This is a genomic window from Neosynechococcus sphagnicola sy1, assembly GCF_000775285.1.
GTDB classification, from domain to species: Bacteria; Cyanobacteriota; Cyanobacteriia; order Neosynechococcales; family Neosynechococcaceae; genus Neosynechococcus; species Neosynechococcus sphagnicola.
In genome coordinates this window covers 87,251-109,543 of sequence record NZ_JJML01000026.1, presented here as the reverse complement: position 1 = coordinate 109,543, position 22,293 = coordinate 87,251, and the positions used below count along the sequence as shown (strand labels likewise).

At 52.4% G+C, this 22,293-nt stretch carries 17 protein-coding genes and 4 pseudogenes; 6 read left to right on the top strand and 15 right to left on the bottom strand.

All coding sequences use genetic code 11. The features are described from left to right. Positions 1–4: 4 nt before the first annotated feature. The 4 genes and pseudogenes from fabZ to purC all read right to left on the bottom strand — a co-directional run bounded on the left by fabZ (position 5) and on the right by purC (position 4,663). A pseudogene (gene fabZ, locus DO97_RS31220) lies at positions 5–519 on the bottom strand (3-hydroxyacyl-ACP dehydratase FabZ). A gap of 64 nt (positions 520–583) precedes the next feature. Beyond that, a pseudogene (gene lpxC / locus DO97_RS12395) lies at positions 584–1,439 on the bottom strand (UDP-3-O-acyl-N-acetylglucosamine deacetylase). A gap of 50 nt (positions 1,440–1,489) precedes the next feature. Beyond that, positions 1,490–3,697 (bottom strand): BamA/TamA family outer membrane protein, encoded by a 2,208-nt coding sequence (locus DO97_RS12390; RefSeq protein WP_081980737.1) that lies wholly within the window; start codon positions 3,695–3,697, stop codon positions 1,490–1,492. 225 nt (positions 3,698–3,922) lie between these two features. Next, positions 3,923–4,663 carry a phosphoribosylaminoimidazolesuccinocarboxamide synthase gene (purC, locus tag DO97_RS12385; RefSeq protein WP_036533790.1) on the bottom strand — a complete coding sequence of 247 codons (741 nt, stop codon included), beginning with the start codon at positions 4,661–4,663 and terminating at the stop codon, positions 3,923–3,925. Positions 4,664–4,888: 225 nt separating this feature from the next. On the opposite strand from purC, the gene DO97_RS12375 reads away from it, so the two are divergent. Continuing rightward, entirely contained in the window at positions 4,889–5,113 is a 225-nt protein-coding gene (locus tag DO97_RS12375) for a hypothetical protein (protein WP_156120556.1), read from the top strand. 41 nt (positions 5,114–5,154) lie between these two features. On the opposite strand, the pseudogene DO97_RS31215 reads toward DO97_RS12375, so the two are convergent. Beyond that, positions 5,155–6,652 (bottom strand): annotated as a pseudogene (locus DO97_RS31215) (glycosyl hydrolase family 57). A 285-nt stretch (positions 6,653–6,937) separates the two neighbouring features. Here DO97_RS31215 and glgA point away from each other — a divergent pair. After that, positions 6,938–8,413: a glycogen synthase GlgA gene (gene glgA, locus DO97_RS12360; RefSeq protein WP_036533781.1), complete on the top strand. Its 1,476-nt coding sequence runs from the start codon at positions 6,938–6,940 to the stop codon at positions 8,411–8,413. 27 nt (positions 8,414–8,440) lie between these two features. On the opposite strand, the gene DO97_RS21105 is transcribed toward glgA, so the two are convergent. The 3 genes from DO97_RS21105 to DO97_RS12345 form a co-directional block, all read right to left on the bottom strand. Beyond that, positions 8,441–10,456: an ATP-binding protein gene (locus DO97_RS21105; protein ID WP_052128688.1), complete on the bottom strand. Its 2,016-nt coding sequence runs from the start codon at positions 10,454–10,456 to the stop codon at positions 8,441–8,443. 13 nt (positions 10,457–10,469) lie between these two features. Then, on the bottom strand, positions 10,470–11,189 hold the full coding sequence (locus DO97_RS12350; protein WP_036533779.1) for a response regulator transcription factor: 720 nt from the start codon (positions 11,187–11,189) through the stop codon (positions 10,470–10,472). Positions 11,190–11,388: 199 nt separating this feature from the next. Next, positions 11,389–12,078, bottom strand: a complete 690-nt coding sequence (locus DO97_RS12345; protein WP_036533776.1) for an esterase/lipase family protein — start codon at positions 12,076–12,078, stop codon at positions 11,389–11,391. A gap of 246 nt (positions 12,079–12,324) precedes the next feature. Here DO97_RS12345 and DO97_RS12340 point away from each other — a divergent pair, with 246 nt between their 5' ends. Next, positions 12,325–12,732, top strand: coding sequence for an NINE protein (locus DO97_RS12340; protein WP_036533774.1), 408 nt, complete (start codon positions 12,325–12,327; stop codon positions 12,730–12,732). A 40-nt stretch (positions 12,733–12,772) separates the two neighbouring features. Here the strand turns inward: DO97_RS12340 and DO97_RS12335 are convergent, their stop codons facing one another. Then, a complete protein-coding gene (locus DO97_RS12335) occupies positions 12,773–13,552 on the bottom strand; it encodes a class I SAM-dependent methyltransferase (protein ID WP_162182992.1) in 780 nt (259 codons plus the stop codon). Positions 13,553–13,690: 138 nt separating this feature from the next. Here DO97_RS12335 and DO97_RS12330 point away from each other — a divergent pair, with 138 nt between their 5' ends. Then, positions 13,691–14,203: a ComEA family DNA-binding protein gene (locus tag DO97_RS12330; protein ID WP_036533770.1), complete on the top strand. Its 513-nt coding sequence runs from the start codon at positions 13,691–13,693 to the stop codon at positions 14,201–14,203. A gap of 7 nt (positions 14,204–14,210) precedes the next feature. Here DO97_RS12330 and lepB read toward each other — a convergent pair. Both lepB and DO97_RS12320 read right to left on the bottom strand, forming a co-directional pair. Next, positions 14,211–14,784, bottom strand: a pseudogene (gene lepB / locus DO97_RS31210) (signal peptidase I). Between the two features lie 146 nt (positions 14,785–14,930). Further along, positions 14,931–17,897 (bottom strand): tetratricopeptide repeat protein, encoded by a 2,967-nt coding sequence (locus DO97_RS12320; protein WP_081980735.1) that lies wholly within the window; start codon positions 17,895–17,897, stop codon positions 14,931–14,933. Between the two features lie 417 nt (positions 17,898–18,314). On the opposite strand from DO97_RS12320, the gene DO97_RS12315 reads away from it, so the two are divergent. Further along, a complete protein-coding gene (locus DO97_RS12315) occupies positions 18,315–19,058 on the top strand; it encodes a peptidylprolyl isomerase (protein ID WP_036533876.1) in 744 nt (247 codons plus the stop codon). Here DO97_RS12315 and DO97_RS12310 read toward each other — a convergent pair. Next, entirely contained in the window at positions 19,048–19,749 is a 702-nt protein-coding gene (locus tag DO97_RS12310; protein ID WP_204368612.1) for a glycosyltransferase family protein, read from the bottom strand. The two genes, DO97_RS12315 and DO97_RS12310, sit on opposite strands and share 11 nt — an antisense overlap. After that, a complete protein-coding gene (locus DO97_RS25155; RefSeq protein ID WP_204368611.1) occupies positions 19,739–20,035 on the bottom strand; it encodes a glycosyltransferase family 2 protein in 297 nt (98 codons plus the stop codon). Before DO97_RS25155 ends, DO97_RS12310 begins: the two co-directional genes overlap by 11 nt. 143 nt (positions 20,036–20,178) lie before the next feature. On the opposite strand from DO97_RS25155, the gene DO97_RS12305 reads away from it, so the two are divergent. Then, positions 20,179–20,850, top strand: coding sequence for a DUF2301 domain-containing membrane protein (locus DO97_RS12305; protein WP_036533767.1), 672 nt, complete (start codon positions 20,179–20,181; stop codon positions 20,848–20,850). 48 nt (positions 20,851–20,898) lie between these two features. On the opposite strand, the gene DO97_RS12300 is transcribed toward DO97_RS12305, so the two are convergent. Both DO97_RS12300 and DO97_RS12295 read right to left on the bottom strand, forming a co-directional pair. Continuing rightward, the gene (locus DO97_RS12300) at positions 20,899–21,888 is read right to left on the bottom strand and encodes an SPFH domain-containing protein (protein WP_156120555.1); all 990 of its coding nucleotides are present in this window, start codon (positions 21,886–21,888) and stop codon (positions 20,899–20,901) included. Then, positions 21,885–22,100, bottom strand: a complete 216-nt coding sequence (locus DO97_RS12295) for a hypothetical protein (protein WP_156120554.1) — start codon at positions 22,098–22,100, stop codon at positions 21,885–21,887. The genes DO97_RS12300 and DO97_RS12295 overlap by 4 nt, the downstream gene beginning before the upstream one ends. Positions 22,101–22,293: the final 193 nt, after the last annotated feature.

Here is a 22,293-nt window from a genome sequence, read left to right as displayed (position 1 = left end):
GGCGCTAATCTACGAGGGAAAACATCAACTCCCCTTCTGCCGCCCGCTGACCGCCGACCTCGGCAACCCCCTGCATTTTGCCAAAGCGACGGCGTTTGATACAGAGCAGTTCCACGGTCAGGATCAGTTGATCCCCCGGTACCACCGGGCGACGGAAGCGCACACCATCAATCCCAGCGAACAAAAACAGTCCTCCCTGCGGCATCTCTGGCATTTGGGTCATGACCACCCCCCCACCTGGGCCATGGCTTCCACAATTAACACCCCTGGCATAATCGGGCGACCGGGAAAATGCCCCTGGAAATGCGGCTCATTGAAGGTCACATTTTTCACCCCCACTGCCCGTTTCCCCGGAACATACTCAATAATCTTGTCCACCAAGGCAAAGGGATAGCGATGGGGGAGCAGTTTGTGGATATCCTCAACGGTGAAAATGGTGGCAGGTGCTGCCAGAGGTGTATCAAGGGGAACGGCGGGTGTACTCGGTGTAGTGGTATGGGTATCAGTCAGTGGAGACATAGGGCAGACATCAATAGGTGCGGATAGGGAGGATCTCCTGATCTAGATCAATGGCAGGGACGGCTCAGGACATCTGAGAGACCAGGGATTGCGCCAACTGCAAATGCAAGGCATGGCTGGCCTTATAGGCTAGATAGTGAGCCTGGGGCAGTGTCCCCAATAAACTGAGATCTCCTAATAAGTCTAGAAGTTTATGGCGCACCGGCTCATTCAAAAATCGCACGGGGGGGGTTGAGCCATCCCTCTGGCCCACACACAAGGGCATTTTCCAGACTGCCGCCCTGAATCAAGCCCTGGCTTCGCAGGTACTCAATTTGATGGGCTAACCCAAAGGTACGCGCTGGGGCGATCGCTTCTGTAAAGCTAGCTGCGGTTTCCGTGGGGGACCAACTGTGCCATTGATTGCCAATAGCGGGCAGTTCAAAGTCAATACCATAGGTAAAGCGATGCTCCCCAGCCGGAAGGGCAGCCACAAAGGCATCTCCCTGCTGCACCCACAGGGGTTGCCTTAGGACAGCCCAGGAGCGAGGCACGGCTTGAGATTGCAAGCCCACGGCGGCGATCGCCTGCACCCAACCCTGAGCCGAGCCATCCAATAGCGGGATTTCGGGGCCATCCACCCGAATTTGAACATTGTCCACCCCCAACCCCAGCAACGCGGCCAATAAATGCTCCACGGTACGGATTCTGGCCTCGCCGACCGCCAACTCCGTGGAAAGCGCCGTTGGATACACCTGCCCAATCGCTGCTGGAATCGTCGGCGCAGTCGGTAGATCAACTCGCACAAACTCCCGACCCCGATCAATCGCTGCCGGACAAATTTGCACCTGGGTCGTTTGGCCGGTATGGAGACCAATCCCAACCTGTTCGACTACGGCCCGGAGTGTGTGCTGGACTTGCGACCGGATTCCCACTGGCATTCTAAGTTCCCCAGGCGATTGCAGGTGCTGGGAGTCTGCTGCTGATTGCATTAGAACCGCTGTCCAATCCCGAAGGAAAAGCGACCATCCCCCTCGTTGTTAATACCATAGTCAACGCGGATGGGGCCAATGGGTGAATTAATACGAACCCCTAGACCTCCGCCAAAGCCACTACCCGGCAAACCCCGCGCACCGGATGGATCCCCCGGCACAGAACTGCCAGAGCCTAGGTCACTGGCTGCATCAAAGAACAACGCACCACTGAGAATCGAAAACAATGGGAAGCGATATTCAGCCGTACCCTGAACAAAATACCGACCACTGCCCAGTTCCCCATCGGCATATCCCCGGACGGAGTTACTCCCTCCCAAGGCAAAGGCTTCATAGGGGGGGAGATCCCCAAAAACCCCGCCGGTTTGGAAGTTAAAGGCCAAAGACTGGGGGCCGGGTCTGAAGCTGACAAAACGCACTGGAATAAAGTAGGTATAGCTGGCGCGGACACGGTTAAACAGAATGCTGCCGGAACCAACGGGAATCGACTGCTCCATACCCATGCGCAGCAGGGAACCCTTAGTGGGCAGGAGCGGATCATTCCGGCGATCGCGGGTGAGACCAAAGACAATCGTGGTCAGGTCATCCACCCCGGAGTTACTAAAACTCAAGAGTTCCCCGGTATTGGCGCGGGGACTGAGAACCCCATCGGCATCCCGAATCGTTACGTGTTGGTAGATCATGCCCAGGGAGGCCACCCAATTCGCTTTCACAAACGGATTTTTTGCCAAGGGACGGGAAAAACTAAAGCCCCCCCCCACCCGTTGTACCCGTGGTTCATCCCCATTGGGTAATCGAATCGTCGTATCATCGCCGTCAAACACCAAAGAAATGGACTGCCGTCGGAAAATATTCGTCGTGAAGGAGGTGCGGTAGGGGTCACCCTTGATCCAGGGATCGGTGAAGCTCAAATCAAATAATAATTCTCGCGTACCCAAAACCAACTCTGCCCCAATTTTCTGGTTGCGGCCCCGGAAATTTTGCTGCTGATAGCTAAGGGTTCCAAACAAACCACTGGCAGAACTGAACCCAGCACCAGCGGCGATGGAGCCGCTATTTTTCTCGGCCACATTCAAGACCACCACAACTTGACGAGGATCCTTACCGGGATTGAGGGCAACCTTCACATCCTCAAAAATTCCCAAACCAAACACCCGCTGTAGATCGGTTTGAATGGTATTACGGTTAAAGACATCTCCCGGTTTCAGCTGTAACTCACGGGTGATCACATAGGGGCGAGTCCGACCGCGAATTGGCCGCCCCTTGGCATCGACTTCTTCGCCCTCTTTGCTGACATAGCGAATCTTAATTTCCTCAATCTGACCCTCGGCAACTTCCAGGGTGACGGTGCCGTCATCTGCCACCTTGGGAGAACCGACAACCTGGGCGAGCACATAGCCGTTATCCTGATACCACTTATTCAGCTCTTTGATGCCGTCCTGCAACTTGCGGAAGCTTAACGTCGAGCCATACTGGGGGCTGAAGATTTTCTCAACTACAGCGGGTGGCAGCACCTTAATGCCAGTGGCCTGTACCTTCGTCAACACCGGATTAGGTTGAACCACAAAGGTAACGCGCACTCCCAGGGGCGTATCCGAGGGGTCAACCCGGACAGTGGCGAAAAAACCTGTGGCAAAAATTGCATTCACATCCGCTTGCAGTTGGGAGCGGGTTGCAGTTCTCCCTGGCTGGGTACGGATGGCTCCATAAACCGCATCTTGGAGGGTGCCATCGACCCCCTCAACGAACACCTCTGAAACCAAAACCCGGGGTTCTGACTCATCGGTTGCAGCGGGTTGAGTCTGAATGGGAGACGGCACCGTTGGTTGTGCCGGTTGGGGGGGAGTGAGATCAACCTGGATAGGATTTGGAGATGTGTTCTGGGGGGTGAAGTTGAACCGAAACTGATCGGGAGCCTGCTGTATCTGGGACGGCGTTCCTGGGGCAGCGGGTTGTTCTGGTGGAGGCCCATCGGCAGCGGGGCTAGGGGGAGCCGAGGCTGGTTGCTGTGCTAGCACCGTGTCAGGGATGGGTGCAGCCTGAGGGTATCCTTCCCCCACTGAAGGATGCGGCTCGTTGACCTGGGAAGCTACCAGGGCTTCCGTCTCGAGCAGTCGGGCATCTAAAGCCTGTCCTCGGGTGGGGCTGGCAGCGCAAAGGGTTGCCGTTGTCGCAACGGCTGCCACCAATACGGGAGATAGGCGCATTTTGTTCGATTTAATAAGCACTTCCACACCACATCCTGTGTTTGGACAGGTCCATAAAATCCATCGGCCAGCAGGGCAAAGCAAATGGTGAAATTCTACCGCATCGCGGCTCTGTCAGATTGGCAGGTTGCCTGAAAAGACCGTTTAGGAGTCATAACGTTGGTCAGCGCCGAGACAGCTGCTGCCAACCTGGGACTACGGAAAGGGTCAAGCCCTCTATTTTGCTTAGACACCCTGGGTGGTGACCTGGGTCAATACCCGCTCTAAAACGAGTTGGTAAGCAGCCGCCACTTCACCTAAATCCTGACGAAATCGATCTTTGTCCAAGATGCGACGATTGGGGTCATTCACCGTTTGATCCCAGAGACGGCAAGTATCGGGACTGATTTCGTCCGCCAAGATGAGATTTTGTTGGCGATCGAGGCCAAACTCTAATTTGAAGTCCACTAGGTTAATAGCACATCTTTGAAAAAATGCTGAGAGCATCTCGTTGACTCGCAGTGCCAGATGCTGCAATTGTTCGATCTGATCCGGTGTAGCCAATTCCAGCAGCAGTAGGCGATCGCGGGTGAGCAGGGGATCTCCTAGGGCATCATTTTTGTAATAGAACTCGACGAGGGGATAGGGCAAAATCGTGCCCAAGGTCAGCCCCGTTTGCTGACACAGGCTCCCCGCAGCAATGTTGCGCACGACCACCTCTAAGGGCACGATCTTCAGAGCCTGTACCCGCATTTCAGTTGCCGTGGGCCGATCAATAAAGTGATTGGGAATGCCACTAGCCGCTAACTCCTGGAATAGATAACTCGAAATCGCGCAGTTCATCTCCCCCTTCCCAGAAATACTGCCCCGCTTTTGGGCATTAAAGGCCGTGGCATCGTCCTTGAAAACGGTTAATAGGATGTCTGGATCCTCAGTTTTATAGAGGATTTTTGCCTTACCTTCGTACAGCTTCTCGGGTGTAGACATACCAGGGATAGAAATTGCATGACGCTGAAGGGGCTCGTCTGACTATAGTACCAGAGGTGCAATTGTTGCAAAACATGAAGAAAGCTCTCCGCAGAACCCCGAAGGAATGGGGTTGTCCGCCACGGGATCGGCACCCGACCCCGCAAAAATCCGTGAAGCTGCGAATTCAGCCTGATGCTGATTCCCGCAAACTAGGAGCAGCTGAATTGACCGTGATGGAGAGCCATGATGAAGCTTCAAACTTTGATTGAGACCGTATTGGAAAGTCGAGTCCTCACCTTCCCCCAAGAACAGCAACTGAATGACCTCATGTGGTCGCAGCAAACTGACCCAGCTGATCTGGAGGCGCTCCAGCAGCTAGTGGAGGCATTACTCAGCCGCAAAGTGCAACAGCTCCAACCATCCTTCGCTGGATCATCCAAGTTCACAGCGATCGCTTCGCTGTCCTGATCGAGCCTAGTTATCGACGACCAACCTGACGGCACCGATCCTCAAGTCAATAAGGCGGCTCCGCGACGATAGATCTCACGGGCATACTCCGTCCAAGCACCCTGACCCCAGTAACGAAAACAACTGGTTTGTAGCAACAGGTTATATAACAGGGCTTCCTGATAGTCAGGCCGCTGGGTAACATTGGGGTCAGATTGCACCAGTGGATCGTATTTCTGATGGAAGGCCGCACTGAGTTGATTCATCGGCTCGAGAACGTTTTCGTAGCCGGCCACCCAACTGAGGTTGTTAGTCCAGGATGCCCCATCCATGTGGAAGCGGTGATCGGTTTGCTTCAGATCCTGGATTGCCTGCTCCACCGCTGCGGAGGTGGCCTCTTCCGGGTTGACGCGCTGCCAAATCTGGTGTTGCTGTACCGCCTGACAGGTTGGGTAATCTTCGGGACTGACGCCCGCTGCTGTGATCATTTCTAAGTACTCCGTGCCATTCAAACCCACGACACCGGAGCGCCCGTCACCCTGTTGGCGAATCTCCTGCCAAATTCTGGGAAAGTCGCGGGGAAATTCATTCATCATCACCCCACCGTTTTCCCCATCGGCAATTTGAGTCACCAGGGAGGGAATGGTGCGATCGCCTAGGGTCTGTCTGCCCCATCCTTTGGCTTCAAAGTAAGGTTGCATCTGAGCTACTAACTTGGTATCCGACCCCTGGGGTTTTAATCAGCGCCGTGATCCAGACGCTATCACCCTGGGAATTCCGAGCTACCAGGCGATGGGGAATATATTTCTGTTGCTGCCGTAATCCTGACCCATCTAGATTTTCAACGGAATGCTCTTGAACCATCAGCCAGCGATAGCCGCAATCTCTCAAGGCTTTGATGTACTCATACAGCGTGTCTGGGTGATTGGGCAAATGCATTTCCGGGGGGGAAAAGCCCTTCACCCGCTTCAGAGCTGCCTCCCCAAAAATCGCAGCGAAGGACTGTTGCCAAGCTTGAATGTGCAGCTTGATATCAGGAATCGGGGTGGAGGGAACCACCGCATGACTCCACATGGTTCCCAGCCATTCCACATAGGGCTGATATTGGGACTCACAGGTGATGCGTTTCAGACGGGTGAGGATGTCATGGCGACCCATTTGCTGCAGTCCCCACAGGAGATTGCCCGAGTAGTCAAGCATGATGCGGGGATTACATCCCTGGGAGACTAATTCTGGAATCAAGTCCCCCATGCGGGAGTAACACCAGGCAAACACACTGGCATTATGGTTATCACCCTCCCCTGGGTGCTCAAACATGTACTGAAGGTTGCTGATTAAGGCACCCTGGGTGCCTCCCGGAATGGTGGGCTGATGCATGTGCAACGCACAGGCAAATCCTGCGGTGATATCTTCCTGGCGGAGATTTGTCGTGGATAAAAATACCGGATCAGGATGATTCACGACGGCACTGATTGCCGCTTCCTGCCCACAAATATTGGGTAAACCGGAATTCATTGCCTCTAAATTCGATAAACCAGGAGACCTTAGTTGTGCAGACATCGATTTTCCTCAGTGAGTGCCAATGGGTTCTTGTTTCACCCCATGCTTAGCGAATTCATGGTTGATCATATTCGACAACCCTGACCCAGGGATGTAGGTTGAATCCTAGGGCTAACTTGGTGATAGTCATTGGTATAGCTGCTCCTCGGTCGCTAGAACCCTCTCCAGTCATTGCGGTTTCTCCGGGCTGGTTCCATAGGAGCAATTCGTCCACATTCTTTACCCAAAAAATATATACTTTTGTGAAGTTCAGTTGATCTGTTGACATTTCAGTAAGGAGTAGGGATGTACATCGTACAGGTTGCCTCTGAGTGTGCCCCTGTCATCAAAGCTGGAGGCTTGGGTGATGTGGTTTATGGACTCAGTCGGGAGTTAGAGAATCGCGGTCATACCGTTGAGCTGATTCTGCCCAAGTACGACTGTATGCGGTATGACCACATTTGGGGACTCCATGATGCCTACCGTGACTTGTTAGTTCCCTGGTATGACGGGGCAATTCGTTGTCAGGTCGATTGTGGTTGGGTTCATGGGCGGCTGTGCTTCTTTATTGAGCCTAACTCGGATGATTATTTCTTTAATCGCGGCTGCTATTACGGGTGCTCAGATGACCCGATGCGATTTGCTTTCTTTAGTAAAGCAGCGCTGGAGTTTTTATTAAAAAGTAACAAACGCCCAGATGTGATCCATTGCCATGATTGGCAAACGGGACTAATTCCCGTCATGCTTTTTGAGATGTATAAGTACCATGGGATGGAACATCAGCGTGTCTGTTATACCATCCACAACTTCAAACATCAGGGAATCGCCGGGGCTGACATCCTCCAGGCTACGGGACTGAATAATGCGACCTATTATTTTCAGGACGAACGGCTCAAAGACAATTTTAATCCCTTTGCTTTGAACTACATGAAGGGGGGAATTGTGTTCTCAAACTACGTGACGACGGTTTCTCCCAATCATGCCTGGGAAGCTCACTACACAGATATGGGCTGTGGATTGGGGCATACGCTCCACTTGCATCAACATAAATTTTCCGGTGTCTTAAACGGCATTGACTACGATATTTGGAATCCCGAAATTGATCGCTACATTCCTCACCCTTACACCGCAGAAAATCGGGAAGGCAAGGTGAAAAATAAACAGGCGCTGCGGCAACGGTTGCTGTTGCAAGATACTGACAAACCCATCATCTGTTACATTGGTCGTCTCGACCAGCAAAAAGGGGTGCATCTGGTTCACCATGGCATTTACTATGCCCTGCAACAGGGGGCTCAGTTTGTCTTGCTGGGGGCAGCAACAGAACCGGGAATTCATTCCTGGTTCTGGCATGAGAAACAGCATTTGAACAACCATCCAGATGTGCATTTAGAACTGGGCTTTAACGAAGAACTCTCCCACCTGATTTATGCGGGTGCCGATATGATTGTCGTTCCCAGCCACTACGAGCCCTGTGGATTGACCCAGATGATTGGCTTGAAGTATGGCACGGTTCCAATTGTGCGGGGTGTGGGCGGGTTGGTGAATACGGTCTTCGATCGCGACTACGACGAGTCTCATCCCCCAGACGCACGCAATGGCTATGTTTTCTTCCAGACGGATCACACTGCCATCGAATCCGCGATCGATCGCGCCCTGGAACTGTGGCAACACCATCCCCAAGCCTTTGCCCAACTGGTTACCCAGGGCATGGATTACGACTATTCCTGGAATCATCCGGGTGAGAGCTATGTGGCAATTTACGATCGCATCCGCCACCAGTGAGGTCAGGTTGCAGCTTCACTGTCAGGGCTATTGGGGATTGAGAACCTCACGAGTGAGGGGTTCAACGAGGCTCTGGAGGGGCAGGGTAATGGTAAATCGGGTGCCTTTACCGACTTTGCTGGCGATCGCAATTTTGCCCCCATGGAGTTGCACACAGTTTTTGACAATGGCGAGTCCCAAACCCGTGCCGGGGATATTTCCCACATTGCGAGCTCGATGAAAGGAGGCAAACAACTGTCGCAAGTCCTCCTCGGGAATGCCAATACCTTGATCTTGAATTTGAAATATGGCTTCCTGGGACTGACAGGTGAGCTTAAACCAAACCGTGGGGCTGTTGGGGGAGTACTTGATGGCATTTAGCAATAAGTTGGTGAGGATATGACGCAACAGAGTCTGATCCATCGAAGCTGACCCGCAGTTGCCGTCCTGAAAGAACAGGATGTTGTGACTACTATCGGCAATTTGCTTCACCTCCTCGACTAAATCGAGACAAAATCGGGACAGATCGAGGAGCGTAGGTCGATATTCTAACTTTCCAGCTTCGGCCTTGCTAATGGCTAGAACATTCCCCAGCAAGCTGGTCATGCGATGAATGGCGGTGTAAATTTGCTGAAAATGACGCTTCTGCCGTTCTTCAGACCACTTATAACCAGCATCCGCCAGCAGTTCTGTAGAAGATTGGATGGTGGTCAAGGGTGTCCGCAGTTCATGGGAAACCATGGTAATGAAGCGGGACTTCAGCTCCCCCAGTTCCTTTTCTTTTTCCAATGCCTTGCGAATATCTTCGGCGGCCTGCTTGCTTTCGGTAATATCTTCCACCGTTCCTACATGACCCAGCAGTTTGCCGTTGTCTGTGAACATGGGAGAGGTGCGGGCAGCTACCCAACGCCCCAAGCCCACGGGGGGCTGAAACCGAAACTCAATGGAGAATTCCCTGGCTTCCTGGGTATAGGCTTGCCATTCGTTGACCACCAGGGGGCGATCACTGGGATGGACAAATTCTAACCACCCCTCTCCCAAAGCTTCTTCAAAGGTAAAGCCCGCGATTGTCTGGAAGCAGGGGTTGGTGTAGGTACAGTGCCCCGTCGTATCTGCCAGAAAAATGCCCACGGGGGAACAGGCGCTTAAGGAACGGAACAACTGCTCACTTTCTTGAAGAGCGGCCTCACCTCGTTTCTGAGCAGTGATGTCAATGCCCACAAACACCGCCGCCTGTCCCTGTTGATAGGCTTGGGCAATGACCAAATAGTTTTGGGGGACAGCCTCAATCTCAACGATCAGTTCTCGAGTCGCCGTAATCACCTCACTGGCAAAAAACTCATGGACAAAGGTATTAAAATCAGATTTTTGTAGCTCTGTTTCGCCATCTAGAAAGCCAACAGACTTACCAACAAAAGCCTCAGGGGTATGGTTAAAGGCCTGGGCCAAGTAGCGATTCACCCCAAGGTACTGAAGATCAGAACTGATCCAAGACACCAGTCCCGGCACAGCATCAATGACCGCCTGGAGCCGCTCTGTGGTCAGTTGCAAGGCAGCCCGTGCTAGTTTGTGTTGGGCAATTTCCCGTTGGAGTTGCTCATTCGATTGCCGCAAAGCCGCTGTGCGTTCCTGAACCCGAATCTCCAGGGTTTGGTTGGCGGCTTCTAGCTGTCGATAGAGTCGGGACTGTTGAATCAGGCGTCTTACCCGTTGCAACAGTACTGCCCAGTGAATGGGTTTGGTGATGTAATCCGTGGCTCCGACTTCAAAGGCCCGATCCACCGATTCTTGATCTTCCAGAGCCGTAATCATCAGTACGGGAGAATATTGAGCCCCAGGGAGTTGCTGAAGTTGAGCACAGCAGGTGAAGCCATCCATCACCGGCATGATGGCATCTAGTAACACAATGTCTGGCTGGTTCTGGCTATAGAGTTCCAGACACTGCCCCCCATCCCAGGCTTCTTGCACGCGATATCCCGCCTGTTCCATCACCTCACGGAGTTGATAGCGCATAACCTTTTGGTCATCCGCGATCAAGATCAGAGGTGCGTCTAGCTGCTCCATGGGCTGACAACATTTAGCTGGGAATTAAGCCATGCTGGCGCAGAAGTTTCAGCGTTGACAGCGACAGCAGCTGGGGGGATTTAATACACTGTTGGAACAACTCGGGGTTCTGGGTAAATTCTGTTTGGAGAATGTCAAGGTAGAGATCGCTGCGATGATCTAAAGTCGGTCTGCGGCCATCACCGGTAGCATCATTTTCCAACATATAAATGGCGAGTTTGCAGCGCGTCACGGGGTTGGTGAGTTGTTCAAAGAAGTCGCGCAACACATCTCCTTCCGCATTGGCGACTAAATTCAGCTCTTGGAGTCGCTGCTCAATGGCCTCAACCCGATAACGTTCCATATTCACACGGGTTGTCACTGCTGCATGTTTTTTCAGCTGGGTATGGATGGCTGACAGTAATTCTTTTTTCGTGAAGGGCTTGGTTAGGTAGTCGTCTGCCCCCAGGTTCATCCCATAACGGGTATCACTTTTCTCTGCCTTTGCTGTCAAGAAAATGAAGGACACTAACTCGGTTGTCGGGTTACTTTTCAACGCCGTTAACACCCCATACCCATCCAATTCCGGCATCATAATGTCGCAAATCACGAGGTCAGGAACATGATTTTGTGCCCACAGGACACCCAGGAGGCCATTGGCAGCTCCGACGGCTTCCATGCCTTCATCCTCCAGCATTTCTAAGATATTGGAGCGAATGGCATCCTCATCTTCAATGACTAAAATTTTTCCCATAAATAAAGATTCCAATTCCGAATTAATAACGATCACCCCAGGCGATAGGGTGAGTGGAGCTGCAGCATCCTCTTCAGCCGGGATAGGTGAGGAGGGGCGTCATTGAAATTTGCTGATTTTTAGAGTCTGGTGGAACCATCATCTTCTGGAACTTCTTGATCAAACTGGGGAATGAACAGCGGCAAACCAATGGAGATTGCTACTGTAAATATGATATCCAGGATGGCAAGACCTCGGGAGATCCATACCATAAACTGCCTGGTTTGGGGGAGTGTTGAACTTGGTCGAGCACCACATTCTCGGCTCCCTCTAAGTGGGCAGCCGCAATCGGGATAATCCCATCCCCCCAGACATTCCCCTGTCCATCCGTCAGTTGATAGCTACTGTAAGCAATCCAGGCACCCCAGCGGCGTTCTCCATAGATAGCTTTCCCCGCGACACAGACATAACGAACGTTAGGGTAGAATGCCCCCGGATAATGGGTATTTACAAAGTCTAGATTCCTGAGTGTCCAACGCTCCCGACTGCGATGGGGAGTGCCCAGGGTCACCAGGGTCTTGATCTGAGGGTGAGCCGCCCAGGGTTCTCCCCCTGAACGCCCCCAATAGGGCTGTGCCCCCAGATAAATCCGGGCAATCCAACCCCCGGCCGAATGCCCCACCAGGTTCACCTGGGATACCTGGTATTGTTGCAGCACCTGCTGGATGGTGCGATCGAGGGGCTGCAAAATTGGAGCCATGGAACGTCCACCAACCGTCGGCAGCCAGTCCTGCCGCCGCAGTGGCACTGTGACCACTGGATATCCCTTGGCTTGGAAAAACTGCTCCAGGCCACGATAGGCTTCCGCACCGGCAAAATATCCAGGGAGAATAACGGTCGGCAGCGGCATAAAAATGGGTTAAATTCCAGGGCAGATCTACCTGAATTAAACCATGATTCCACCATGGTCATGGGCGGAGTCACTCCTCGGTCGCTAGATCGGCCTCCGGCCATCGCCCGGAACTCTGGCGAGATTTCTGAGTCTACAAGACCAGATATCCGAGGGCAAAGTTGCGGTGATTTGCCCCAGAGAGTGGCAGAGTGATGGGGGATCTGTCATCTTCAAAGTAAGTGGTTGCAATTGTTGTGCTTCAGTATGTTGAGTAAGCCCAAAAGTCGGATGATTGCTATCCTTCTGGCCTTCATCGGCACCGTGATTCCCGTTGCTGGGCTCCACAAGCTGTATCTGGGGCAATTTGGTTGGGGCGTGGTGTACCTGCTGCTGTCTTGGACGCCAATTCCCCATGTAGCCAGTGCCATCGAAGGGGTTTGGTACCTCACCCAAGACCCAACACAGTTTGATGCCAATTTTAATGGCGGCGTTGTCCCGATCCTATCCCAGTATCCTGCCGCCTCGATCTCGCCACCCCCTACCGCCATCGCCCAACGGGTTGAAGATGTAGCGGGAGCGATGCGTCAACTGGATCAACTGCGGGAGGATGGGCTGATTTCTGAGTACGAGTTTGAGCAAAAACGGCGACAATTACTCGATCAAATTGTCTAAAGATCACGCGCATCTGTGGCTTGTTATCTTCCGTTCTGTTTCACAGCTTTCGGAAAAGGTAATTTGGATTTCTTGAAACCAATTTATATTGATGCCCTGAGGCAATTTCCCGAGTTAATTGATTGACTTCCCAGTGACTAAAGTCAGCAGAGTCATCGAAAAGAATGAATCCGCCGGAAACCAGCGCCTTATCAGTATTCTCAAAATCTCGTTTTGCAAACTCGTACGTATGATTCCCATCAATGTAACAAAAACTAATCTCACCCCCAAGCGTTACTGGGCGATCAAATACATCAACAACCTTCTGGTGATTAAACCAGCCGAGAAAGAATTCGTCAGACAAACACTCGATAGTATAGGGTAGTCTGTTGGCAGTGAAGGTCTGCATGCTGCGAATAAATGTACTTTTCACATATGCTTGATAAGCATCATGAGTAACGGATGGTGAGTCTCCGAGAGGCGCTCCAAGTTGTTGGCCTTCAAATTCCCATTTATCGCAAGTAAAAATCGGATTATTCTTCGAGTGCTTGTCAAGCAAGGAAGACAAGACGACAGTCGATAGGCCACAAAATGAACCGATTTCCAATACTGGCTTCCCCGGTGGCATGTTCGCCACCGCATACTCCATTGCGTCTACATTGCCCTGCCCCAACATCCCTGGGACTGCGAAGCGAACCCATGTAAGAAATTCATTGGTTTGTTGTTTCCCTGCGTTGTTGTGTCCCAGCTTAGGGTCAATGCGATTTGCCAGATAGCGCAACCCACTCGCGACAAGACCCCGCACGCCAGACTGGCGCAATTTGTATTGAATTCTTGTCAATATGCTCATGTCTATAGATCGATTTGATGATTAGAAGGGACATAAATCCCCCCCTTGCAAAGTTGAAGTCCCGCAGATCTTCGGGAGGATGCGTCACCATGATAGAGTATCCAAAAACTGTTCCCCGCTGCTGAAGCTTTGAACCCCTTCCCTGCCTCCCTGCGATCGCGCATTCTCAATGATCCCTATTATCGGCTGCGATCGCTCCAGGAAATTCAGATTGCCGCCTCCCTAGGGGTCAAAATTGATGCCAATCAAGCCTGTGTGGATGACTGGTTGCGATTACCCGGTCTCTCGATTCATCAAGCCCGAATGCTAGTCAATCTGAGTCAATCAGGGGTTCAGTTCCACTGCTTAGAAGATCTGGCGGCTGCTTTGAGCCTACCTGTGCAGCGGCTGAAGCCTTTAGAACCCGTTTTAAGCTTTCATTTTTATGATGCCGACAGTATCTTTACTGTGACCACAGTGAATGTCAACACCGCTGCCCTTGAGCACGTACTGGCAATTCCGGGGATGGATGCAGGGCTGGCAAAAGCCCTCGTCGAACAACGGCAGCAAACGGGTCTTTATCGCAATCTAGCTGATTTACAACAACGGCTCTCCCTGCCCGCGACCTTGGTGACAGAGTTAATGCACTACCTGCGGTTTTGAGGCCAACCTAACCGACGGGGCCAAACCGATTCAGGGGCCAGAAGCGAAAGCAGGCACGACCAATAATGTTCTGCTGTGGGAGAAATCCCCATATGTGGGAGTCATTGCTATTGTTGCGATTATCCCCCATGACAAAATAAGTCTGGTCGGGTACCTGCTGCGGCCCCCATCGATACTCTGGAGCTGCGGCAATGTAAGCTTCCTGGAGGGGTTGCTGATTCAGATAGACCCTCCCCTGGGCGATCGCCACTGTCTGGCCCGAGGCTGCAATCACGCGCTTAATAAAGGCATCATCGGCATGAAACCCCAAAACTTGCAGCTGGGGGGGTCGGCTCAAACACAACAATGTCCCCCTTGGCAGGGGGGCGAAATCGATAGGATAGCTTTTCAACAATCAGGCGATCGCCTACTTGCAGGGTGGGTAGCATGGAATCCGAGGGAATAAACCGCGGCTCAGCTACCAAGGCGCGAATCAAAACAGCCAAGAATAGGGCAAGAACCAGGATCGGCACATTCTCCCGGAGAAAATTCCCCAAACTAAACGGAGAAGCGGTACCCGAATCCTTGTCTTCTAATGCCATAGAGCACAACGCGACTACTGTAAAACTCTCCCGTCACTATAGCGTGTTTCCCGCTATCTCCCGTGGAATGGCGGTCGCCTATTCAAGCGTGCAGTCCATCCCCTAGGGAATGCAAATGCCTAGAATCTTGAGCTAGGCTCATTCAGCTAGCCATGGTTCTTTTTGAACAACACTTGGTTCAGTAGGTAGGTGATACTGCTATTATCGGGTTCCAGTTGCAGCGCCATTTGGTAAAAAACAATGGCACCATCCAACTGATGATGGCGGAACAGCACATTCCCCAATTTCAGGTATAGTTCCGTATCATCGGGTTTAATTTCCAGCGCTTTATGATAGTTTTGCAAGTCATCTGGATTTTCCAAGATTGCCTGATTGAAGCAATTCAGCGCTTCTCGCAAATCGCCTTGGGCTCGCTTAAATAGCGCATCGCCGAGCTTTTGGTGCAGATAGGGAATGTCCGCAGCCAATTGTCGGGCATGGCGGTAACAAGCGATCGCCTCCCCCCATTCCTGTTCGTGAAACAAGGCTTCAGCCAAGCTGTAGTAAGACCAGTGGAAGTCGGGTTTGAGCGCGATCGCCCGTCGCAGGGGAGCAATAGCGTCCTGCCAGCGGTCGGCTTTGATCAGCACTTCTCCAAGATTGTTGTAAGACCAGCTAAAGTTTTCATTCAGTTCAATCGCCTGTTGATAGGCCGTTGCCGCTTCTGACCAGCGCTGTTCTTTTTGCAGGGCATCCCCCAGTTTGTGGTGGGCTTCCCAGAAGTTGGGTTGGAGTGCTGCGAGTTTCTGGTAGCAGGGGATAACGGCTGCCCAGTCTTGTTGCTGCTCTAGCAAATTGACAAGGCTGATATAGGCATCGGTAAAGTCGGCCTTCGCCGCAATGGCCTGCCGATAGGCTGAAATGGCTGCTGCGCCGTCACCCTGGGCTGCTAGGGCTTTACCCAGACTGTAGAGAGAGTCAGGATGCTGAGGATGCTGCTGGAGGGCTTGTTGATAAAAGCTAATGGCTTCTTGCCACTGTCCCTGACTACTGAGCAACTCACCGAGGTTGTGATAGGCCGCATAGGAGCCAGAACCCATTTGGACAGCTTGCCGATAACAGGCGAGGGATTCTGCCACCTTCCCCTGTTCCACTAGGGTATTGCCTAGCGTCAGGAGATCCTCCGTCGTCGCTAGTTTTGGATTGAGGGTGAAGGCTTGGTACAAAGCAGCACTAGCCTCATCGGCCTGCCCCACTTGTTGCCAGAGGGTGGCGAGATCTCGGTGGGCCTCCGCAAAGCTGGGTTTGAGGGCGATCGCTTGCTGGTAACAGGCGATCGCCGACTGCCACTGTTGTTCCCGTGTATAGAGGCGACCTAGTTTAGCCTGGACTTCCGCAAGGTTGGGTTCAATTTGCGCCACGCGTTCATAGATGCGAATCGCTTCCGGAATCCGTCCCAGGGCTTCCAGAGAATTGCCCATCATCTTGCCAGCCACAGCAAGATCAGGTTTCAGTTGCAAAGCTCGTTCACAGGCGGCGATCGCCTGACTCCATGCCTGCTGCTGATAATAGGTTTTCGCTTGTTGAAGGTAGATGCCTGGATCTTCAGGCTTTGAATCTTCAGGCTTGGGGGCGATGGATGGGGGGACGACCCCATTGCGGATAGGCAGGGGAATGGGGCTAGGTAACCTCTCCTGGGTCGGCAGGGGAGTGGGAGGGGGCAGACTCTCCAGCTGCTGGGAAGGCGTGTTTCCCCCCGCCGTCATCAGCTCAATGGCCCGTCGATAATAGGTCGTTGCTTCCTGGGATTTCCCTTGTCGTCCCAGGGCTTCGGCCAAATTCTGGTAAGCCCCCGCAAAATGAGGGTTTAACTTCAAGGCACCTTGATAACAGTGAATCGCGGACTCTAGCTTTCCGTGAGTGAGGAGAGAATTGCCCAGGTTTACCAGGGATTCAGGGCTACTCTGATCAGGTTCTAGCTGGAAGGCTTGATACCAACACTCAGCCGCCTCAGCAGGGTTACCTGCCTGTGTCCAGACCTTTGCTAAGTTGCGGTAGGCCCCCGCAAAGTCTGGTTTGAGCGCCAGTGCCTGCTGGTAGTGGGCAATCGAAGGTTGCCACTGTTGTTTCTGGGCATACAGACTCCCCAGATTGGCAAATACCTCTGCCATGCTGGGGTCGAGGGCGATCGCCTGCTGATAACATTGCATCGCCTGCTCTGTCTGCCCTTGAACTTGCAGGGAATTCCCAAGAATTTTATAGGCGAGGGCTGCATCGGGTTTGATCTGGAGTACCCGTTGACAGGCGGCGATCGCCTGGGGCCACTGCCGTTGCTGATAATAAGTCTGAGCCTCTTGTAGATGGGCTTCAATGGCTTCAGTATTGGGATGGTAGCCGTTTTTGACCGGGCTAACGGTCGGGTTCGGTTGGCTGGTGATTACGGTATGGGGGATTCCCTGTCCCGTGGCATTGAGTTCAATGGCCTTGCGGTAATAGACCACCGCTTCGTCTAAGGCTCCTTGCTGGCGCAGGGCCTCCGCGAGGTTCTGGTAGGCACCTGCAAAATTGGGATCTAATTGGATGGCCTGACGATAACAGCGAATGGCCTGGGGGAGTTGGCCTTGCTGCAACAGGGTATTCCCCAGGTTGACATGTTCGGCGGGTTTAACCGTGTCGGGTTCCAGGGTGAGGGCATGGAACCAACAGTTGGCGGCAGCGGTGGGTTCATTAATCTGGGTCCAAACCTTTGCCAGGTTACGATAGGCTCCGGCAAAATCGGGCTTCAAAGTAATTGCCTGCTGGAAACAGGCCACTGCTTGCTGCCATTGGTGTTGTTGAGCGTACAGGCTCCCTAAATTGGCGTGAACCTCTGCCATTTCCGGTGCCAGGGTCACAGCCCGTTGATAGGCTTGCATGGCTTCTGGAATGCGGCCTTGACTCTGGAGGGCGTTACCCAGTAGTTTGCTGGCCAATGCTGAATTGGCATCGGTGCTCAGGGCATTTTCGCAGGCCGCGATCGCCTCTAAATGCTTGCCCTGAGACAAGAAGGCTGCCGCTTGCTCTGTGAAATAACGAGCCACTAATTCTGGATTCACAGTTGGATTCACCGTCGAGGCCATGCTTGAAGTTTCCATAGATTGAAGTCAGCTCGTTCACCGGATCAGCATCATCGATCCTGAATTGCACAGATAAACTAATGAGCTAAGAAACTGGAACGGTCTGTTAACTCCCCAGTCCCTGAAGCTTAAATATAGATACAGACTAAACCTAAAAATATCCTCAAACCCTTGTATCAATACTATGATGTATGACGCGACCTAAGGGGTCAACGGCCAATGCTAGATGCTATACCTAAATTATCCAGGTAGTTTTTGTCCCCTATTCCTCCCATGGGGGCAGGATTGGGTTTATCCAGGGGAATGGAGACCGAGGTGCCTGAATCATGGCGTTGCCCAGCGCAACCCGATCGTGCTTCGTTGAGGGGGCGAGACTACCCCGATACCAGCGAATTATCTTTTTTGCAATTAGGAAGCAATTTGGACAGAGATCATATGGTGAAGCGATTCCAAGTTGGCGAGACAGTGATTCCCCTCCATGAATTGCCGAATCGTTTATGCCGATATCAATTAATGCCCCAATTCGTGCGTCATTTAGTTCTAGATGCCGCGATCGCACCGTTCACCAAGACTGAAGTAGATCCCCAGCTCGCCCTCGAAGCTTTCTGTCAGCAGCATCAACTCTTGACTCCCGAAGCCCAAGCGGCATGGCTACAACAGCAAGGCATGACCTCCGAGCATCTGCGTGACGCAGCAGTGCGCCAATTTTTGATTGGGCAATTCAAGCAGTCCACCTTTGGGTCGAAGGTCGAGTCCTACTTTATGAAACGGAAGCCAGCCCTGGATCGGGTGATGTATTCCCTAATTCGTACCAAAGACATCAGCCTTGCCCAAGAGTTATATTTCCGCTTACAGGAGGGAGAGCAGACCTTTAGTGACCTGGCAACCCAATACTCCCAGGGGCCAGAGGCTCAGCGAGGGGGAGTAATTGGTCCCATTCCCCTGAGTAGCCCTCATCCTACGGTTGCCCGTATTCTTGGCATGAGTCAACCGGGGCAACTGTGGGCACCCTTTCCCCTAGACGAGTGGATTGTAATTATTCGCCTGGAAAAACTTCTGAGCGCTCAATTGGATGAGGCAACTCGAAACAGCTTAATGGAGGAATTGTACGAAGAATGGCTGCAAAAGCAGATGCAGAAAATCCTAACTGAGATGTCTACCCTCGTCTCTAGCACTTAGGGCTGTCTAGCACCCAGTGCATCAACTGTTGCCACTCGGGTGACTGCCCTAGGGCATCTGCGTCTAGGCTGCCGCCAACGCCCCTCGTAAACTGGCTAAAACTTTCCAACCAGTTGACGATGGTCTCAACAGTGGAGTAGGGTGTGTAGGGCCAAGACCGTTGTAAGTACTGCACCATGATCTTGGGGCTACCCGTGTGATAGAGCAACCAGGCAATCCAGACAAAGGTGTTGTACCGGATATGGTTTTCCATCATTCGCACTGGGACGGGTAGTTCTGGTTGAGCAAAGACTCGATCAATGACGATTTCCAAGGATCTAGCCTGAGCCAAACTCTGGTTAAAGGCACTTTGTCCATGTTGACGATAGCAAACCGTAATCTGCCGTAACCAATCGGCTTTGCAGCCCAAGTAAGCCAACCGCAGCACTAAATCAGTATCTTCTGCCTGGTGTAACTGCGGATCAAAGCCTCCGGCTCGCTCTAGCCAACTGCGACGGAACATCATGGCACTGGGTAAAATTGGCTTCCAGCGCAGCCAATTTTCCAGGTTCAGGCGCGGCGTATGGTGCCAGGGTTCCACGTCTGTTAAGGGGTCGCCGTCCTGGGTAACTCGCCGCCAGCCACTATGGACAATGCCTAGCTCCGGCTGGGCATCGAACACGGCAACCTGAGCGGCTAACTTATTGGGCAAAAAAAACGTCGTCCGCATCTAGAAAGGCAACTAATTCGCCTTTCGCTAAGTTGATGCCTCGATTCCGAGCACTGGAAACCCCCTGATTTGGCTGGTACTCATAGCAAATCAACGGCCAAAATAACTGGAGCTGCTGCCGCGTCTGATCGGTGGAACCATCATCTACCACAATCACCTCGTAGGAGGGATAGGATTGGCTGAGAATACTGGTCAATGCCTGATGGATGTATCGTTCGCAGTTGTAGACAGGGATGACAATGCTGACGTGTGGTGCAGTGAGCTTCATTGAGGCTTGACACCCATGGACGAGGAACAATTAACGGAGGGGGTGGTTGACTTCTGCATTGTAGTGCGATCGCGTCCCTCGATAGACTTGAGCCAGTGCCTCTCGTAGTTTGTGAACTTAACGCTAAAAACTGGTACCCAGCCATGACTCAATCCACTGCACCAACTCTTTACCAAGGACAGTTTGGTGAATATACCATTACCCAGGGCGATCGCCGTGGGGTCGTGATCTATCGCATCAGTTTGGGAATTGCCGCTCTCAGCTTTGCCCTGGGAACAGGTTTAGCCCTGTGGCAAAGTCAGAATCCCGGGGTGTTGTCAGCCCTTACCGGACTCTACGGTATTTTTTGTCTGGCTTTGGGGGTCAGCCTGCTCACGATCCACATTTACATGGCGTTCCTGCATCGCCTGCTGCAACTGTTTTGGGTGATCGGAGTCGTAGCCGCTGGGGCGATCGCCCTTCTAAGTCCGACACCCCTGGTGCTGACAATCTATCATCAACCATTGACCCTGCTGGGGGTTGGCTTTACCTTTGCGGCCTTAACGGGGATTTTCTTCAAAGAAGCCGTTTGCTTTAATCGCCTAGAAACCAAATTTCTTACCCCAATGATTCCATTGTTGCTCTTGGGGCACTGGAGTGGGTTGCTGTCTCTGGGTGTTGAACAGAAGCTGCTGGGGTTGTGGGCGGGGTTGTTTGTGATCTTTGCCCTGCGCAAAGCCTTCCAAGATATTCCCGCAGATATCGGGGACAAAAGTGTCTTTGCCTATCTCCGCGATCGCCGCACCACAGGCACCGTTCCTGTCAGCGATTCATAGATCAGTGATTCAGTAAGTAGTTCACGAACATTCCCTAGCATCAGCATGCTAGGGATTTCGTTTAGCGTTCCCCCCCAATTGCACATTGGGACTCTGGATCACCGGAGCCTGCTGACCATCCCATTTGTCCACCCGCGCTCGCTCCACCCGCAGCCGCTCCCACTCCAATAATTGCGGTGTAATTGAGTTGGCTCGGAGACGATTGGATTCAGCTTCGGCACGGGCTTGCTCAATCGTCACTTGAGCTTCTCCCTTGGCACGGGCCACATTGGCAGCAGCTTCCGCTTCAACTTTGCGGCGATTCGACTCCGAGGTTTGTGCTGCTTGTTGAGCTGCAAATTGCTCATTAATACTCTTCTGGATATCCGGTGGCAATCGGAGTGGCCCCAAGAGAGAAATATCTTGAACCACCACATTGGGAAATCGCTTTTGCGTACAATCGATCACGCCATTCACCAACCGTTGTTGGTTGGTCGAGAGCATCGAAGGGGTGAGTTTGAGATTTTCGGCAACACTAGAAAAGCAGTTTCGTAGACCATTGCGTAATTCATTGGCACGGAATTGATCGGGGGTTTTGCGATAGGTTTCATAAAACTGATGTAATTTCGTTTTTCTCGTCTGTCCCGGCAATAACTCGGTGGAAAATCCAAAGGAAATCCCCACATCCGCAGACACCGGGCTACCGCCGACGGAAAACACAATTGCCTCATCCGTGGGGGAACCTTCTGTGGCTGCTTGAGTGAAGGGATAGGTATTCACAAATGTGGGGAAGACAACCACTTCTTCCGTATAGCCGTTGTACCAGACCCGTCCGGTCACCACCTCGGCATTTTCAATGCCTTTATCGCCGCCGTACAATTGAATTTTCAACCCTGCAAAGCCCGGTTCCACAGTCCTGATGTTGGTACCGGGAACAACCCCACAGGCACTGAGGCTGATCCCTAAAATCCCGGTGAGGAATAACAGCCGTGGGCAGGTAGAGAGGGTTGAGCTGGGAATTCCTGGGAAAGACGGTGGGGTTGTCGCGATCAATTTCATTGCTTTCGGGCTCCATGGAGGAAATCAAGGGGAGAGAGGTGCAGTGCTTGCCAATCTGGATCGTTCTGAACCGCCGTTAGTATGTCCAATTGATGGCGAACTTGAGTTGGGGAGAGGTGCAAAAACGGCTGCCAGCTGAGGTAGGTATATTCTGGGAATCGAGTGATAAATATCCGCCGAGCCTGTTGGGCACTCCGAAGCTTGTAACTCACATAGACCACAGATCCAAGGAAGAGACTCAGAACCATCATCCAGATCAAAAATCCAATCAGGGGCTGATTTGAGTTTAAAAAAACTCGGTGCGATCGCAATCAACACCAGCGACAGCAACAACTCTAAAAGACCCACCAGGCACCATTGACGTAGTATCTTCATTGGTAACGGTATCCCTCCTGATCACCCAAG

Bases quoted from the DNA above. Each gene is read 5' to 3' on its own strand.
- DO97_RS12320 (WP_081980735.1), bottom strand. From the start codon at position 17,897: ATGGAAACTTCAAGCATGGCCTCGACGGTGAATCCAACTGTGAATCCA.
- DO97_RS12375 (WP_156120556.1), top strand. From the start codon at position 4,889: ATGATGAAGCTTCAAACTTTGATTGAGACCGTATTGGAAAGTCGAGTC.
- DO97_RS12305 (WP_036533767.1), top strand. From the start codon at position 20,179: ATGACTCAATCCACTGCACCAACTCTTTACCAAGGACAGTTTGGTGAA.
- DO97_RS12315 (WP_036533876.1), top strand. From the start codon at position 18,315: ATGGTGAAGCGATTCCAAGTTGGCGAGACAGTGATTCCCCTCCATGAA.
- glgA (WP_036533781.1), top strand. From the start codon at position 6,938: ATGTACATCGTACAGGTTGCCTCTGAGTGTGCCCCTGTCATCAAAGCT.
- DO97_RS12350 (WP_036533779.1), bottom strand. From the start codon at position 11,189: ATGGGAAAAATTTTAGTCATTGAAGATGAGGATGCCATTCGCTCCAAT.
- DO97_RS12390 (WP_081980737.1), bottom strand. From the start codon at position 3,697: ATGCGCCTATCTCCCGTATTGGTGGCAGCCGTTGCGACAACGGCAACC.
- purC (WP_036533790.1), bottom strand. From the start codon at position 4,663: ATGTCTACACCCGAGAAGCTGTACGAAGGTAAGGCAAAAATCCTCTAT.
- DO97_RS21105 (WP_052128688.1), bottom strand. From the start codon at position 10,456: ATGGAGCAGCTAGACGCACCTCTGATCTTGATCGCGGATGACCAAAAG.
- DO97_RS12340 (WP_036533774.1), top strand. From the start codon at position 12,325: ATGTTGAGTAAGCCCAAAAGTCGGATGATTGCTATCCTTCTGGCCTTC.
- DO97_RS25155 (WP_204368611.1), bottom strand. From the start codon at position 20,035: ATGAAGCTCACTGCACCACACGTCAGCATTGTCATCCCTGTCTACAAC.
- DO97_RS12345 (WP_036533776.1), bottom strand. From the start codon at position 12,078: ATGCCGCTGCCGACCGTTATTCTCCCTGGATATTTTGCCGGTGCGGAA.
- DO97_RS12300 (WP_156120555.1), bottom strand. From the start codon at position 21,888: ATGAAATTGATCGCGACAACCCCACCGTCTTTCCCAGGAATTCCCAGC.